This is a genomic window from Neorhizobium sp. USDA 3394 (assembly GCF_056280385.1).
Genome location: NZ_JBWCDU010000002.1, coordinates 826,970 through 841,772 on the forward strand (window position 1 = coordinate 826,970; position 14,803 = coordinate 841,772).

Below are 14,803 nucleotides of genomic sequence, written 5' to 3' on the forward strand. Positions count from 1 at the left end.
CGTGGCTATTCCTTCATTCCCCATTTCTGGATCGTGCGCTTTTCGATCGTCTGGAAAATCAGGTTTTCGACGATAAGACCGATCACGATCACTGTAAGGAGGCCCGCAAAGACCGCCGGGATATCGAGAAGGTTGCGGTTTTCGAAGATGAACCAGCCAAGGCCGCCTTGGCCGGACGACACGCCGAACACCAGCTCGGCCGCGATCAGGGTTCGCCATGCGAAAGCCCAACCGATCTTGAGGCCAGTGAGGATCGACGGAAAGGCGGCGGGGATCAATATCCGCGTGACGTAGGCAAAGCCCGTCAATCCGTAGTTGGCGCCGACCATCCTGAGCGTTCGGGATACCCCGAGAAAACCTGAATGCGTGTTCAACGCTACTGCCCAGAGTACCGAATGCACCAGGACGAAGACCAGGCTAGACGCACCCAGTCCGAACCAGATCAGAGCCAGCGGCAGAAGCGAAATCGCGGGCAGGGGATTGAACATCGCCGTCATGGTCTCGAGGAAGTCCGTCCCTATGCGGGTGTTGATCGCGAGGACAGTGAGGATCGCGGCGAGAACGCTGCCCGCGACGTAGCCTGTGATGAGAATCTTGAGTGTCGTCCAGATGCGCGAGGGCAGGGTGCCGTCCGCGAACCTGTCCACCAGGGTCGCGAAGGTGTCCGTCAAGGTCGGGAAGAGAAGAGGATTGTCGAGATGGGAAGCGTAGAGCTGCCAGAGCACTCCCAGTACCACGATTATCAGCGCCTTGCGCAGGGCACTTATACCCCAGAGGGTTTCGAAGACACTGAGCTTTTGCTCGACTATCGAGATGTTCGACATCGGAGCGCCAGTTTGTGCGTCGGTGGCGGCAAGAAGGATTTGAGGTTTTGTCATGTCTCTCACTCCCGATGTCCGGGTTCGGAAAAAAGCATGTCGTGGATTTCGCGCTCGAGAGCAGCGGCGCTGCCGTCCTCTGCTGATGCCTTGTCGACATTGATCACTTCGGCTTTCACCCGACCTGGGTGCGGCGACAGCAGCAATATGCGATTGGCGATCTTGATCGCTTCGGCAATCGAGTGGGTCACGAATATGACGGTGAACTTCGTGTCTTCCCACAGCTGCAGGAGTTCGTCCTGCATTTGCCGCCGCGTCAGAGCGTCGAGAGCGGCGAAGGGTTCGTCCATCAGCAGGATGTCCGGCTGCATGGCCATTCCGCGGGCGATGGCGACGCGCTGTTTCATGCCGCCCGAGAGCGTGTGGGGGTAGCTGTCGATGGCGCGGGTCAGCTTGACCTTCTCGATATATCCCCGAGCGATGTCCTCGGCTTCTTTTCTCGGCAGCTTGCGGGCAGTGACGAGAGGAAACACCACGTTCTCCAGAACGGTTTTCCACGGCATCAGTTGATCGAATTCCTGGAAGACCATCATGCGATCAGGCCCGGGCTTGGTGACGGTCTTTCCGTTTATCTTGATAGAACCGCTGACGGGTTTCATATAGCCGCCGACAGCCTTCAGGAGGGTGGATTTGCCGCAGCCAGAAGGGCCGAGGAGGATGAAGCGGTCTGACTGACAGACGTTGAAGCTCACGTTTTCGGTCGCCGTTACCAACAGGCTCGGAGTCTTGTAGCGCAGCGTGACATTGTCGACCGTCAGAAGCGCGTCTTCATTTCGTGCCTCGGTCAGTGACGCCGGAGCCTTTTCGATTGTCTGTAACATCGCGATGAATCCTTGTGAAAGGCTCGAGCGAAGCCGACGGGAGACCTCGCTCGAGCAACGGCACGCTCAGTTCCCGTTCAGGTCCGCGGAAACAGGGAGGTAATAGTCAGTCCACGCTTTGGGCATGGTCTTGAGCGTGCCGACTTTGTTCAGGTGAGTGGCGAACTTCATCGTGCCCTGAGGATCTATGCGGTACTCGTTGATAAATCCTGGCTCGTTCATGATAGCCATCAGGTCGTCAATCGACGTTTTGTCCCCCGTTACAGCCTTGTAGGCTTCGAGCGCCGCCTTTGGATCCTTCTTGATGAACGCGATGGCCTCCTTGGTCGCCTCGCGAACCGCGACGATGAGCTTGGGGTTCGCTTCTGCAAAGCCGGTCGTGGTAAAAAACGTCGCTTGGGTCAGCGCCCCGCCGAGAATCTCGCGGGAATCCGTCACGCGATGAACGCCCTTCTGTTTGAGTTCGATGTACTGGAATGGAGGAGCGGCGAAATGGTTCTTGACTTCGTGGTTCGGATTCGAGATCGCGGCGACCGCGTCCGGATGGCCGAGCTGCACCGTGTTCGGATCGAATTTCTTTACCTGCGCATCGCCATACTTCGCGGCGGCTGCAATCTGCAGGAGAATGGCCTGCGTCGAGACGCCGACGGTCGGGACGGCGATCTTGTCCGTCGGAGTGATGTCATCGAGGGTTTTGATCCGCGGATCGTTGGAGACCATGATCACGGGCTGGGCGGAACTGGTGATAATGCCCTTTACCTTGCCCTTTGTACGATCCCAGAGAAGCAGCAGGTTCCCGGTACCCGTATTGACGATGTCGACGTTACCCGCGAGCAGGGCATCCGTCTGTGCGCCGCCGCCGCTGAAGGTCCGCCACTCGACGGTCACGCCCTTGATACCCTGAGCCTCAGCCTGCTTCTCGATGAACTTCTGCGTCTCCATCACATGGCTGGCGAGGTAGAGAATCCCCGGTTGGCGCGTGATGGATATGGACGTCTTCTCCTGAGCGACGGCGGGTAGAGCGACGCCGACCATGGCGACGAGCGCGGCTACGCCGCGGATTAACTTCTTCATCTTGGGTCCTCCCAGAACGTGTGCGAAACCTACCGCCTCCATGCGATCGGTGATGCATTAGTACACTAAAACATCAGTGCATCAACGGGAATTTCATGCTAGTCAGATGTGCGTGCCAACGGAGTCCGGAAATGCCACTGAAAAACAACGTCATGACGCTCGACAGATCGCGCCAGGTAGCGGTTCAGGTTCATGAGATATTGAAGGCGAGGATCCTTACTGTCGCTCTTGAGCCGGGCGCTCCGCTCTCCCGGACGGCTCTTCAAGACGAATTTGGCGTGAGCGTGACACCAGTTCGCGACGCCCTTCTGCGGCTGCAGGAGGACGGGCTCGTTGACATCTACCCCCAGTATGCGACGCGCGTTTCGCGCATCGATGTCAATCATGCCCGCCAAGCGCAGTTCCTGCGCCTTTCCGTCGAGTTGGAAGCCATCCGCCGGCTGATTGCCGAGTCTCCCGCCGAGACCGCGTCGGCTCTCGAGCACATCCTCAAACAGCAGGAGCGTTCTGCCGACCCGGCCACGTACGACAGGTTCGACGCCTTCGACAAAGATTTTCATCGAGTGCTCTACACCCGCAGCCGCAACCCGGAACTCTGGAAGGTGGTACGCGAGAAAAGCGTCCATCTTGACCGCCTGCGTCGCCTCAACCTTCCGATGCCCGGGAAAATGCAGTCCCTCCTGGCTGACCATCATGAGATCGTGAAGGCGATAAGGAATGCCGATGTGGAAACTGCAGCCGCCGCGATGCGAAAACATCTTTCGGGCACCCTGTCGATAATCGAAGCGATCCAGCTTCGCTTCCCGGACTTCATTCAAGATGACGGTGTGCGGGGTGGCGACTCGGACGGGTTCGCGTCCGAACTGGCCTAGCTGGCTAAGTTCCTCGACTGTCTTCCCACTCGGCCGTTCTCCTGACCTTCCTCGATCATCGACTGCCGGGCCGGTCGATGATGAAGTCGTCACGCGACTAAAGGCCCTCCGGTGTCCCCATGAACGGGTCGCCGCGCCGATGGCCGGGACCGGGTAGCTCTTTGCCAAGCAAATCTGCTGTTCCATGGCTGACTAGACCATCATTCTTCGTGGGCTAGGGACCAATTGTCCGTGAGCCAGGGAGTTAGCTCTTCCGGCTTCAAGTCCAGACCGAGACCGGGGGCATCGGACAGACCGATACAGCCGTCCGACCCGACGTCGATCGCACGCAGAGCCAAGAGCGGGTTGAAGGTCATGTCGTATTCGACATACGGATAGCTTGCCGGACCACCGCCGCGCCGCTCGGGTTCCAGCGCGGCCAGATGCAAAGAGGCGGTCGCGTTTACGATCGTACCGAAGCTGTGGGGGATCGTCGGGACATCATATGCCATGCCGAGGGCCGAAATCTGGCGGTATCCGGTAAAGCCGCCGCATACCGTCGGATCAGGCTGTAAAACCGAAAAGGTGTCGGCCTCCAGGAAGTCGCGGAATGCCGCTGGTGTTCCCAGCGCCTCGCCTCCGGCCAACGCCACGCGGGAGGTTCGCGCCAGTTGGCGGTACCCAGACAGGTTCTCTGGCTGCAGAGGTTCCTCGACCCACATCAGTCCCGCATCTTCCATGCGACGCAACGACTCGATCGCTCCGCTGAGCGAATAACCCTGGTTAACGTCGACCATAAGGCCGATATCGTCACCGACCTGGGACCGAACCTCGTTCACCATGCGGCCGTCTTTGACGGGGTGTAGCCCGGCACGCGGCTTGACGGCGCGAAACCCGCCGCGGAGATAGCTTTCGATCTCGGTCGGATAATCCTGATATCCGCGCCCCTCTTTGATGAACGGCCCCGAGGCATAGACGAATACGCGGTCGCGGACCTGGCCGCCAAGTAGGGTCGCAACCGGGAGCCCTAGCACTTGCCCTGCCGCGTCGTGCACCGCCATGTCTATGGCCGACAGGGCCATCCGACCCGCGCCGCGCTTGTCGTAGGCAAGGGATGTCCGCATTCTCTCGAAAAGCGGGATTCGATTGATGACGCTCTCGCCCAGCACAAGGGGTGCGAGCTTGGCTTTGATGAAGGCGCCAGCGGCGAAGGGCGAATTGAAGACCTCGCCCCATCCGCGTTTTCCGCATTCGGTGACCACGCTTACCAGCAGGAAATCGCGGCGGCGGATGAACGTCTGGGCGTTGCCGAGCGGGGGATCGGGGTTGAAACCGAGATGATACCCCTCGATACGGGAAATTCTCATCAATGCACACGCTCCTCCGTTTCAGGAGGATAATGGTGCAGGCCTTCACATATTGTCTAACTGCAATTTGGCAACTATCCATAACCAGAAATGCATGTAAGACCTTTCTAGGTGCAGGCTTACGTCAGGCCATTGAAACGGGAGCGGAATATGCAGATCAGTCTACGGGAATTCGAGCTGTTCGTCGCGACAATGGAACTTGGCACCCTCACAAGCGCCGCGAATGCTCTTGCGATGTCGCAGCCCGCGGCAAGCAAACTGCTGAGGAACCTCGAGATCAGGCTTGGTATTCCCTTGTTTCGGAGGCAGAACAAGAAGCTTCTCCCGACGCCCGAAGCATTCGACCTCTATCCCGGACTTCTTCAGGCACTGGCGGCCATGGAGGCCGTAAAGAGGAACGCGACCAACCTGCGCGACGGCCACGACGGCCAAATCCATATCGTGACGAACCCCGTCGTGGCGTCAAACTTGTTGCCCGACGCCCTGTGTGAATTTCGCGCGCGTTATCCGAATATTTCTCTGATCGTTCGCACGAGGACGACGATGGAAATCTCGGAACTGATCGCTAAGAACAGGGCCGACATCGGGGTAATCTACGAGGCGACCGTCGACCAGTCGCTCGATGTCGAATATGTGAATGAGGACGATATCGGGTGCCTGATGCCCGAAGGCCACCCTCTCACGTCTCTGGAGCAAATCGAGCTGGCCGATTTAAAGCCCTACGACATAATTGCATTGGGGAAGACGCAGCCTGTGGGCGCTGCTCTTAGGCGCGTCATGAGCGAAACAGGCATCGAGCTTCCGATTTCCATTGAGGTGTCGCAATCGAATACTGCGTGCAGCTTCGTGAAAGCGGGCCTCGGGATTGCCGTGCTCGACGAGGCCGGACTGCGCGAAGGCCGCGAGCGGGGCCTTGTATCGCGCCGTCTCTACCCGAGCGCGACCGTAAAGCTCAGCCTGGTGCGGTCGGTCAACCGCAAAGGTTCCCGCTATCTGAACGAGCTCGCCGAATGCATCCGCCGGGCCTGCAGGAAATCAAAGGAAATCTCCAAAGGACTGCAACAACAGACACCATGATCCCCCTTTGACCTCCTGCCGAGCGACGGCCTTGTCAGTCGTCCTCGACGAAGACCTCGGTTCGCTTGCGGGATATGGCAGGCAGGCTCACGGCGACGAGCGTTGCTGCGGCTATAAGCAGGAGCACCGCGCTGATCGGTCTCTGGACGAAGACGAGGGGGTCACCCGCCGAAATGAGCATCGCCCTCCGGAAGTGTTCTTCCAGCATTGGCCCGAGGATGAATCCGAGAATGAATGGGGGAAGCTCGCATCCGACTTTGACCAGGAAATAGCCGATCAGGCCTGCACCGATGATGACGTTGACGCTGAACGCGCTGTTCTCGACGCTGAATACTCCGATGCAGCAAAACGCGATGATGGACGGGAAGAGCACGTCATATGGTACCCGTAGCAGCGTCACCCATATCCCCACGAGGGGGAGATTGAGGATCACCAACATGGCGTTCCCGATCCACATTGACACGATGAGTCCCCAGAAGAGATCGGGATGGCTCGTGACGACGTTCGGCCCGGGGACGATACCCTGCATGACCATCGCGCCGATCATCATCGCCATTACGACGTTGGAGGGAATCCCGAGCGAAAGCATCGGGATAAAGGACGTCTGGGCTCCTGCGTTGTTTGCGGCCTCCGGGGCAGCGACCCCTTCGATTGCACCTTTGCCAAATTCGCTGGAGTTTCTGGATACCTTCTTTTCGACGTTGTAGGCGACGAATGACGAGAGCAGCGCGCCACCGCCGGGCAATACGCCGAGGAGCGAGCCGATCACCGTGCCTCGGACGGACGGGCCGAGTATGCGGACAAAATCGGACTTCGAGGGCCAGAGCCGTCCCACCCTGCTGATGACGCCGCCGCCAGAATGGGACGTCTCCAGATTTCGCAGGATTTCACCGATCCCGAACATGCCGACGGCAATCGCCACGAAGTCGAAGCCGTCGAGAAGATCGAGGCTGCCGAAAGTAAATCGAGGTGTGCCCGTGTTGATGTCGGTGCCCGTCAGGCCCAACAGAAGACCAAGGCAAATCATGCCGACAGCCTTGACGACGGAACCCGACGCCAGCGCGATCGACGAGACCAACCCCACCATCATGAGCGAGAAAAACTCCGCCGGACCGAAACTCAGCGCCATGGCGGTAAGAGGCCGGGCGATCACCGCGATGACGATCGTGGCCACGGTGCCCGCAAAAAAAGAACTCAGCCCGGCTGCGGCGAGTGCTGGCCCGGCGCGGCCACGCTGCGCCATTTGATAGCCGTCGATCGTCGTCACGGCAGACGAAGATTCGCCCGGCAGGTTGAGCAGGATTGCGGTCGTCGAGCCGCCGTACTGGGAACCGTAATAGATCCCGGCCAGCATGATCAGCGACGTTGTGGGATCGAGGCCGAAGGTGAGGGGCAAGAGCATCGCCATGGTCGCGAGCGGACCGATGCCGGGTAGGACCCCGATTATCGTTCCGAGCAGTACGCCGAGAAAGCAGTAAAGCAGGTTTATCGGTTGAAGTGCGCTTGCGAAGCCGAGCTCCAGATTTGCGAAAATATCCATCGTCATTCACCCCCAAACCAGGTTCCGACAATCGGGATGGGAAGTCGAAGTCCGAAGCTGAACACGACGGTGCAGAAAACCGCTATACCCAGCGCGATTGTAACGCCCCTGACGGGATTGGCCTCTCGCTTGCCGAAAAAGGCCACCAAGGTCGTAACGAATACACATAGCGGTAAGCCGAGCTCGTCCAGGAAGTTAGCGAAAATAAGGATCGCCGCGGTGATGAGGGCGATCGCCCTGTAAGGGACCTCGCCGAATTCGAGCACCTGCACCGTACGGAAACTTCGTGCGATCATGACGATGCCGAGGAACGCTAGAACGCCCGAGAGAATAGACGGGAAATAGCCCGGACCCATGCTAAGCGCTTCGCCCATCGGGAGGGTCTGGTAGGTGGTCAGTGCGTACAGGACGCCGACGCCGAGGAATACGGCGCCTGATACGAAATCGCCGGTATTGATTTGTGTTTTCACCTGTCACATCCAAATCGTGGCTGCGTATAGTCGTGTGGCGCACCGCCGACCCCGCCCGCGGTCAAGGCGCTTCGTTGCGCTACGCTATAGGTATTGTCCCCGCTCGGCCCGCCGCCGAAGGGAGGCAGGGCCGACCGTGGTCGCTCACTTAGGGCGTTCGCCGCTACGCTCGATCACGCCCGCCCATTTCGCGATCTCCTTTTCAAGCCATGGTTTGAAGTCGGTCGAGTTGCTGCCGACAGGATTAAACCCTGTCTGGACGACTTTGTCCCGTATCGCACCTTCTTTCAGAGCGCCACTCGCAGCCTCGCTCAGCTGAGCGAGTATCTCGGGCGGAAGGCCCTTTGGGGCGATAAGCCCGAAGAAGGGTGTCGCGTCAATCGCGGGGAATCCCGCCTCTTTCATCGTCGGCACGTTCGGCAGCAGCCGGGCGCGTTCCGACCCCGTCACCGCCAGCGCCCGGAGCGAACCGGACTCGATGAAGTCCCTCGCAGACGCGACCACCGGAAAGGCCACCGGAACGTGGCCCCCCACGACATTCGTTAGAAATCCGCCGCTGTTGAAAGGTACATGCACGATGTTTGCGCCTGTCGCTTCCTTGAACTGCTGACCCGCAAGGTGAGGCGCGCTGCCGACACCTGTCGTGGCGTATCCAACCTTCCCGGGCTCGGCCTTAGCAAGCTTGACCAGTTCTGCAATGTTCTGGGCCTTGACGGCGGGGTTGACGACAAGAACCAGCTGGGCGGTCGCCATGAGCGATATGGGCGTGAAATCCTTTTCCGTGTCGTAAGGCAAAGCTGCCCCGACCAGGCCTGGATTGATGGCGAAAGCGGTATCTATAAAGCCAAGAGTTCGCCCGTCCGGCTTCGCGGTAGCTACGGCTCGCGTCCCGATCTGGGTACCGCCGCCAGCCCGATTGTCGATCACGACGGTAGCCTTCAGCTTCTGTTCAAGCCCTTGTGCAAGTAGCCGAGCAAGATTGTCCGTTGCCGCGCCGGGCGCGTAGGGAACAACAATTCGAATTGTCCCGCCTTCGAGGGTTTCGGCGCTGGCGAGGCTTGGCAGCAGGATTGCGGAGACCGCAAGGATCGCAGCCCTCACGAAGCCTCGGACTTCGCGGAAATAGAAATTCATATCAGTTCCTCCATCTCATCTGCGACGGACGAAACGTCGCAATTCCTCCAGATCCATTGTCACATTGAGATAAAACTATGCATGTTGTCTAACTGCTATTTCGCAACAATCCATAACCTAATTGGCATGGTTTTATCGGTTTTTTTGAGCGTCGGAAGGGACATTGAAATGGCAGTGAAACGACGCACGGCAGAATAGAGCGTCGCGAAGCTTCGTCAGGTTGACGTGCTGAAGGTACAGGCCAAATCGATGGCAGAAGCGATCCTGTCGGTAGGCGTGACGTTGCGGATTTCAACCGCATTTACACGGTGACGCCCGCTTTGCACGAAGCGGCAGGGGCAGCTTTTGCCGGTTTGCCAGGATTGGACGATCCGCGGTGCGTATTATCGGAAGCGGGTCAATTATCCACGATCGTACAGAAAAGTTACCAAAGGGCTCTCGCCCGCTTAGGGGCCAGTTGGAGCTGCCATACCAGGCTCGATCGTGGGTCATTGTAAGCAATGCCTCGCGTGGGTCAGGATAAAACGTGGCAGGGGGTGAATTTAACCCGCGCGCGCTTCCTGCCAATCGCACCTGAAACTCAGTTTAGGGTGCGATTGGTTGGTTGCTTGGGTGGCAAAGCGGTGACCTACTCAGCCGCGAGTGCTTCGCCTAAAGGAGGGCCTGCGGGCAGGGGTGGGGCCAGTTTGCTGCGCCCTTCGAGGTCGTCCAACAGCGCGATCCATAGGGAGATGCACAACCCGATCATAACGACGAGGAAGGGTGCTGCCGCGATGATCGACGCGGTCTGCAGGCCTTGCAAACCTCCCATCACCAGCAACACGCAGGCCGATGCGCCTGCAAGGACGCCCCAGAGGACGACGACGCCGCGTGCAGGCTCAAGTGTGCCGTGAGACGACAGCATGCCCATCACAATCGAGGCGGCATCCGCTCCCGAGATGAAGAAGATCGCAACAAGGAATATCGCGAGGAACGAAGTGAGCGCGGTTCCCGGATATTGTTCGAGTAGCGCAAACAGTGAGATTGCGGCACCCTGATTATTGACCGCCTCGACAAGACCACCAACCCCCATCAGTTCCGAATGCAGCGCCGTACCGCCCATGATGGTGAACCAGAGGAAGGTTACGCCGCTCGGAATGAGCAGGACGCCGATGACAAATTCGCGGATGGTGCGCCCTTTTGAGATGCGGGCGATAAAGACGCCGACGAAAGGCGCCCAAGACACCCACCAGGCCCAGTAGAAGATCGTCCAACTCCCTAGCCACTTGCCGTCGCTGAAGGCGGCGGTGCGGAACGACATTGTAACGAGATCGGCCAGGTAGTCGCCGAGCGCTTCGGTAAAGGTGTTGAGGATGAAGATGGTCGGTCCAACGATAGCCAGGAACAGCAGCAGCGCCGCGGCGACCACCATGTTCATGTTGCTCAGGAACTGAACGCCCTTGCCCACCCCGGACACTGCCGACAGGATAAACAGCATGGACAGCACCGCGATGATCGCAAGGGCAATGCCTGTCCCTTCACCAGTTCCCCAGAGAAAATTCAGACCGCTGTTGATCTGCTGTGCACCAAGTCCAAGCGACGTCGCCGTGCCGAACAGTGTGGCGATGACGGCGAGAATATCAATCGTTTTACCGATCGGTCCGTTGACCGCCTTGCCGAGCAGGGGGGTGAACGCGCTTGAGATCAGGATGGGCAAGCCCTTGCGGTAGGTAAAGTATGCGATTGCCAGGCCGACAATCGCATAGATGGCCCAAGGGTGCAGGGCCCAATGAAAATAGGAATATTTCATCGCAAGCAGTGCAGCTTCCTTGGATTGCGCGACCGCCAGCCCGTGAGGCGGTGCGCCAAAATGGAAAACTGGCTCGGCAACGCCCCAGAACATCAGCCCGATGCCCATCCCGACGCTGAACATCATGCATACCCACGAAACCGTCCGGAATTCCGGAAGCTCGTCATCAGCCCCAAGCCTGATCTTGCCGAAACGGCTGATCGCCAGGAAGCCAGAAAAGACCAGGAACAACGCCGTCGAGACAACGAAGCCCCATCCGAAGCCGTTGATGATCGCCGAAAGCGTGGCCTGAGTGACCGAGGCGAGGCTATCCGGGGCCAATGCTCCCCATGAGATGAACCCGGCTGTTATAGCTAGGGCCGGCCAGAATACCGCCGGATCTACGCTTCGCAGTCTGTCTGTAGTCGACATGCTTTATCCCTCCAGATTTATGTAGTGACGTTCCCTTGAATTTCCGGATACCGCGACGGGCCGACTTCTCGAGAGAGGCCAGGTCGTGGGCTGATAATGCTGTTGAGGTAGCGACGCCGGACGCGCCTTTGTGCTGATGCGGATCTACGGCCGCTTTCCTTGGGTGATTAACAGATCACTCGCTTGCACCCGTGTCAGTTACGACCATGAGCTTGTCCAAAACCGAATTCTTGTAGGCGAATCTCGTGGCTACTTGCGGAAGAAGCCGGCATTCGAAACAACGCGGCTAATGATGGACAAGACCGACCGGAAGATTGCGGCTCGATCTGGCCAGCACCAGATAGCTGGCAAGCAGTCATCTCTCATGAGATTCCGTCTTTGGATCGCGACGGAAGAGTTATTGATGTCGGCAAAGAGCACGATTTTCGGACCGAAACGCAGCCGTCCGATATCCGCCAGCGCGTCCAGAGCCTCGGCATCTTTTGGTTGTCAGAAGAGTAACAACGGCGATGTTGGGCCATCAGGTCGCAAAAACCTGGTCTTTCCATTGCTTGATTTGATTGGCGTGTATGTCGAACTGCTGGGATAATTCCACCAGCGTCTGCTCGCCCCTGATCGCCGCAAGCGCCACCTTTGCCTTAAAGGCCGGGGTATGGTTCCGGCGCGGTCGTCTCGTCATGGTCTCTCCTGTTCCCGGCATTTAAGCCGAAGTCAGGCAGAAATTCCACTTATCCCGCCCGGTCCACCGTGCGGTACGGCGTGCCGCTGTCGATATACGATAGCCCGACCATCCGGCCGGTCATAAGGAGTGCGGCGCAACCGTGAACACGTGCGTGACGGGCGGTGTGGCGAGGAACGGCGCGGTCAGCGGTCGATTGGCCGCCATGTGCGACGATGTCCGGTGCGCGGCGAGCGCGGCCTCGTCCTCGTAGATTTCGATCAGCGTGTAGCTGTCGGCCAGGGTGCGCGACTTGAACAGTTCGTACAGGCGGTTACCTGGTTCCTTGGCACGCACTGCGGCGGCCTGGACCGCGAAGGCGCGTTCGAATGCGTCGGTGTTACCCGGCGCGACCGAGAGTTCGACCATCATCCCGATCATCGTATTGCCTCGCATCTAACGGCCGACGGAAGCCCGGCCCGATAACCGGGCCGGGTCCAGCGGCGGATTATGCCTTCGCCACGAACTCCTGCGTGGTGATCGCGTTGGCGTAGAAGGGTGCGATCTCGGCCACGAAGTCGTCCTGTTGCTTGCGGGTATAGCCGGCTGACGCGTCGTAGATGACATTGGTGTGGTAGCCGAGGTCATGGGCATTGCGCATCGAAGACTCGACGCACTGGCGCAGCGAGAAGCCGGCGAGGTAGATGTCGAAGATGCCATTGTTGCGCAGGTAGCCGTCGAGCGTGGTTCCGACGAAGACGCTGCTGCCGCCGGCGCGCTCGCGAACGACATGCTCGCCTTCCGCCGGCTCGAAGCCGGGGAAGAAATCGGCCTGCTCGCCCAGGAACGCGCCATGGTCGCGCGTCATCTTGCGCAGGCCGTACTTGGCCTCGCCCAGCACCTTGAAGGTCGGCTCGAACTTCAGCGCTGCGTGGATCACGTGCAGGCCGCGACGGCGGGCCTCTTCAAGGATGATCTTCGAATTGGCGATCGCGGTGTCGACCTGCTCCCGGTCCTGAAACACCGGATAAATGCCGCCGGTCGGGGAGAGCCAGTCGTTGACATATTCGATCAGGATCAGCGCGCTATTGGATGGGTCGGTCATGATATCACTCCTTCTGGTTGTTAAGCCGCGATCATCGCGCCTTGCTGGCGCAGGTGTTCGCGAAACAGGTCGGGATAGGTGTCGATCACGGCGTTCCTGACGCTGGATCGCTCGGCAAGTGCCGCGCGCCACGCCGTCACACGTGGCAGGCCAGCAAAGATCGGGTCCGCCACTTGCGGATCAATGATCCCGAAATAGCGGAACAGCGGTGCGTAGACCGCATCGACCAGACCAAAGTCCGCCCCGGCGAAATACGGGCCGTCGCCCAGTTCCGCTTCGATCTTGCTCAGTCGATCACGGAAGGCGGCCCGCTTGGCGTCGGCGGTCGCCATGTCCTTGGCGTGGAGGAACTGCCAGCCCTCCGTAAAGGTCTGGGTGGCGAATTCGATCCAGGCGCGATGCCGGGCACGCAGCAATGCATCGTCGGGATACATCGCCGCGCCACCCTGCGTCTCGTTCAGATATTCGCAGATGACCACGCTTTCGAAGAGGATCGCATCCTCACCGTTCGGCTGGCGCACCTTCAGCACCGGCACCTTGCCGGTCGGCGACAGGGCCAGAAACCAGTCAGGCTTGGCCGACAGATCGACGTTGACCCGGTCGAACGCCACCCCCTTTTCGAGAAGGACGATCGCGGCACGCTGGACGAATGGGCACAGCGGGTGGCTGACGAGAGTGAGGTTTTGCTCGGTCATGACGGATCTCGATGCGCTGGAATGGGGATCAGAGCGACTGGCCGCCCGACACGTCGAACGTCGTGCCGTTGGCCCAGCCGAAATCGTCGGACAGGATTGCAGCGACCGCGCCGCCGATATCGTCGGGCTCGCCGACTCGGCCAAGCGCGATCTTGCTCGCGACGAAGGCATGAGCCTGTTCGTTATCGCGGACCCTACCACCGCCGAAATCGGTGGCGATGGCACCGGGCGCGATGGCGTTGACGCGAATCTGCCGCGCGCCGAGTTCCAGCGCCATGAACCGGGTCAGCGTCTCGAGCCCCGCCTTGGCTGCCGCATAAAGACCGAAGGTGGCCATCGACGTGCGCGTGAAGCCCGTCGAGACATTAAGGATGCGTCCGCCATCAGCGATGATCGGTAGCAATGCCTGCGTCAGGAACACCGGTCCGCGCAGGTGCATGTCGATCATCATATCGAACTGTTCCTCGCTTGCGTCAGCGACCTGCACGTGGACGACCGCACCGGCGTTGTTGACCAGATAGTCGAACCGGTCGCTGTCGAAGCGGCTCCGGAGCGTCTCGGCGAAGGATGCGACGAAGGCCGGGAAGCTTGCTACCTTGGTGACGTCGAGCTCGAGCATCGCCGCCGTGCCGCCCAGCGCCTCGATCTCGCTTACCAGCGCATCGGCTTCCGCGGCGCCCTGGCGATAGGTGCCGACGATGCCGACGCCGCGACGGGCCAGGTGCAGCGCCATGCTGCGACCGAGGCCGCGGCTGGCGCCGGTAATGAGTGCGATCTTCTGAGACATGGCTACATTCCTTGTGATTCTGATTATCGGATGGCACGCCGCTGAGACGTAACCCTCCATGCCAGTCAGATAGGCGATTGCTGTGTCCGACGCCCCGCCTGATGCTCTCAATTGCTTGCCTGATTGTCTCAAGCGCTTTGCAGATG

Annotated in this window: 14 protein-coding genes and 1 pseudogene; 2 read left to right on the top strand and 13 right to left on the bottom strand. The window is 59.6% G+C overall.

Translation table 11 applies throughout. From position 1 onward, the window contains the following. Nucleotides 1-5 precede the first annotated feature (5 nt). The 3 genes from ACZ9EJ_RS25555 to ACZ9EJ_RS25565 form a co-directional block, all read right to left on the bottom strand. A complete protein-coding gene (locus ACZ9EJ_RS25555) occupies nucleotides 6-878 on the bottom strand; it encodes an ABC transporter permease (protein WP_046641348.1) in 873 nt (290 codons plus the stop codon). 5 nt (nucleotides 879-883) lie between these two features. Continuing rightward, nucleotides 884-1,699 (bottom strand): ABC transporter ATP-binding protein, encoded by an 816-nt coding sequence (locus tag ACZ9EJ_RS25560; protein WP_046641349.1) that lies wholly within the window; start codon nucleotides 1,697-1,699, stop codon nucleotides 884-886. Nucleotides 1,700-1,765: 66 nt separating this feature from the next. Then, complete coding sequence (locus ACZ9EJ_RS25565; protein WP_046641350.1) at nucleotides 1,766-2,773, bottom strand: ABC transporter substrate-binding protein; 1,008 nt, start codon at nucleotides 2,771-2,773, stop codon at nucleotides 1,766-1,768. A gap of 131 nt (nucleotides 2,774-2,904) precedes the next feature. On the opposite strand from ACZ9EJ_RS25565, the gene ACZ9EJ_RS25570 reads away from it, so the two are divergent. Then, nucleotides 2,905-3,645, top strand: coding sequence for a GntR family transcriptional regulator (locus ACZ9EJ_RS25570; protein ID WP_046641351.1), 741 nt, complete (start codon nucleotides 2,905-2,907; stop codon nucleotides 3,643-3,645). A 200-nt stretch (nucleotides 3,646-3,845) separates the two neighbouring features. Here the strand turns inward: ACZ9EJ_RS25570 and ACZ9EJ_RS25575 are convergent, their stop codons facing one another. Then, nucleotides 3,846-4,991, bottom strand: coding sequence for a mandelate racemase/muconate lactonizing enzyme family protein (locus tag ACZ9EJ_RS25575; protein WP_046641352.1), 1,146 nt, complete (start codon nucleotides 4,989-4,991; stop codon nucleotides 3,846-3,848). 150 nt (nucleotides 4,992-5,141) lie between these two features. Here ACZ9EJ_RS25575 and ACZ9EJ_RS25580 point away from each other — a divergent pair, with 150 nt between their 5' ends. Further along, on the top strand, nucleotides 5,142-6,068 hold the full coding sequence (locus ACZ9EJ_RS25580) for a LysR family transcriptional regulator (protein WP_046641353.1): 927 nt from the start codon (nucleotides 5,142-5,144) through the stop codon (nucleotides 6,066-6,068). Nucleotides 6,069-6,102: 34 nt separating this feature from the next. Here the strand turns inward: ACZ9EJ_RS25580 and ACZ9EJ_RS25585 are convergent, their stop codons facing one another. The 9 genes and pseudogenes from ACZ9EJ_RS25585 to ACZ9EJ_RS25625 form a co-directional block, all read right to left on the bottom strand. Further along, nucleotides 6,103-7,608 carry a tripartite tricarboxylate transporter permease gene (locus ACZ9EJ_RS25585; RefSeq protein ID WP_046641376.1) on the bottom strand — a complete coding sequence of 502 codons (1,506 nt, stop codon included), beginning with the start codon at nucleotides 7,606-7,608 and terminating at the stop codon, nucleotides 6,103-6,105. Between the two features lie 2 nt (nucleotides 7,609-7,610). After that, nucleotides 7,611-8,078, bottom strand: a complete 468-nt coding sequence (locus tag ACZ9EJ_RS25590) for a tripartite tricarboxylate transporter TctB family protein (RefSeq protein WP_052764650.1) — start codon at nucleotides 8,076-8,078, stop codon at nucleotides 7,611-7,613. A gap of 144 nt (nucleotides 8,079-8,222) precedes the next feature. After that, nucleotides 8,223-9,212 (bottom strand): Bug family tripartite tricarboxylate transporter substrate binding protein, encoded by a 990-nt coding sequence (locus ACZ9EJ_RS25595; RefSeq protein WP_046641354.1) that lies wholly within the window; start codon nucleotides 9,210-9,212, stop codon nucleotides 8,223-8,225. Nucleotides 9,213-9,840: 628 nt separating this feature from the next. Then, nucleotides 9,841-11,412: a BCCT family transporter gene (locus ACZ9EJ_RS25600; protein WP_046641355.1), complete on the bottom strand. Its 1,572-nt coding sequence runs from the start codon at nucleotides 11,410-11,412 to the stop codon at nucleotides 9,841-9,843. A 532-nt stretch (nucleotides 11,413-11,944) separates the two neighbouring features. After that, a pseudogene (locus ACZ9EJ_RS25605) lies at nucleotides 11,945-12,091 on the bottom strand (transposase); the annotation flags it as partial. A gap of 120 nt (nucleotides 12,092-12,211) precedes the next feature. Continuing rightward, nucleotides 12,212-12,502 carry a putative quinol monooxygenase gene (locus tag ACZ9EJ_RS25610; RefSeq protein WP_255742388.1) on the bottom strand — a complete coding sequence of 97 codons (291 nt, stop codon included), beginning with the start codon at nucleotides 12,500-12,502 and terminating at the stop codon, nucleotides 12,212-12,214. Between the two features lie 76 nt (nucleotides 12,503-12,578). Next, a complete protein-coding gene (locus ACZ9EJ_RS25615; protein ID WP_046630422.1) occupies nucleotides 12,579-13,175 on the bottom strand; it encodes a cysteine hydrolase family protein in 597 nt (198 codons plus the stop codon). 20 nt (nucleotides 13,176-13,195) lie between these two features. Continuing rightward, nucleotides 13,196-13,870: a glutathione S-transferase family protein gene (locus ACZ9EJ_RS25620; protein WP_046641357.1), complete on the bottom strand. Its 675-nt coding sequence runs from the start codon at nucleotides 13,868-13,870 to the stop codon at nucleotides 13,196-13,198. Nucleotides 13,871-13,898: 28 nt separating this feature from the next. After that, complete coding sequence (locus ACZ9EJ_RS25625; RefSeq protein ID WP_046641358.1) at nucleotides 13,899-14,657, bottom strand: SDR family NAD(P)-dependent oxidoreductase; 759 nt, start codon at nucleotides 14,655-14,657, stop codon at nucleotides 13,899-13,901. Nucleotides 14,658-14,803 lie beyond the last annotated feature (146 nt).

Excerpts from the sequence above, each read along its gene's own strand:
- ACZ9EJ_RS25625 (WP_046641358.1), bottom strand. The coding sequence starts at position 14,657 with ATGTCTCAGAAGATCGCACTCATTACCGGCGCCAGCCGCGGCCTCGGT.
- ACZ9EJ_RS25610 (WP_255742388.1), bottom strand. The coding sequence starts at position 12,502 with ATGATGGTCGAACTCTCGGTCGCGCCGGGTAACACCGACGCATTCGAA.
- ACZ9EJ_RS25555 (WP_046641348.1), bottom strand. The coding sequence starts at position 878 with ATGACAAAACCTCAAATCCTTCTTGCCGCCACCGACGCACAAACTGGC.
- ACZ9EJ_RS25620 (WP_046641357.1), bottom strand. The coding sequence starts at position 13,870 with ATGACCGAGCAAAACCTCACTCTCGTCAGCCACCCGCTGTGCCCATTC.
- ACZ9EJ_RS25600 (WP_046641355.1), bottom strand. The coding sequence starts at position 11,412 with ATGTCGACTACAGACAGACTGCGAAGCGTAGATCCGGCGGTATTCTGG.
- ACZ9EJ_RS25585 (WP_046641376.1), bottom strand. The coding sequence starts at position 7,608 with ATGGATATTTTCGCAAATCTGGAGCTCGGCTTCGCAAGCGCACTTCAA.
- ACZ9EJ_RS25560 (WP_046641349.1), bottom strand. The coding sequence starts at position 1,699 with ATGTTACAGACAATCGAAAAGGCTCCGGCGTCACTGACCGAGGCACGA.
- ACZ9EJ_RS25595 (WP_046641354.1), bottom strand. The coding sequence starts at position 9,212 with ATGAATTTCTATTTCCGCGAAGTCCGAGGCTTCGTGAGGGCTGCGATC.
- ACZ9EJ_RS25615 (WP_046630422.1), bottom strand. The coding sequence starts at position 13,175 with ATGACCGACCCATCCAATAGCGCGCTGATCCTGATCGAATATGTCAAC.
- ACZ9EJ_RS25575 (WP_046641352.1), bottom strand. The coding sequence starts at position 4,991 with ATGAGAATTTCCCGTATCGAGGGGTATCATCTCGGTTTCAACCCCGAT.
- ACZ9EJ_RS25570 (WP_046641351.1), top strand. The coding sequence starts at position 2,905 with ATGCCACTGAAAAACAACGTCATGACGCTCGACAGATCGCGCCAGGTA.
- ACZ9EJ_RS25565 (WP_046641350.1), bottom strand. The coding sequence starts at position 2,773 with ATGAAGAAGTTAATCCGCGGCGTAGCCGCGCTCGTCGCCATGGTCGGC.
- ACZ9EJ_RS25580 (WP_046641353.1), top strand. The coding sequence starts at position 5,142 with ATGCAGATCAGTCTACGGGAATTCGAGCTGTTCGTCGCGACAATGGAA.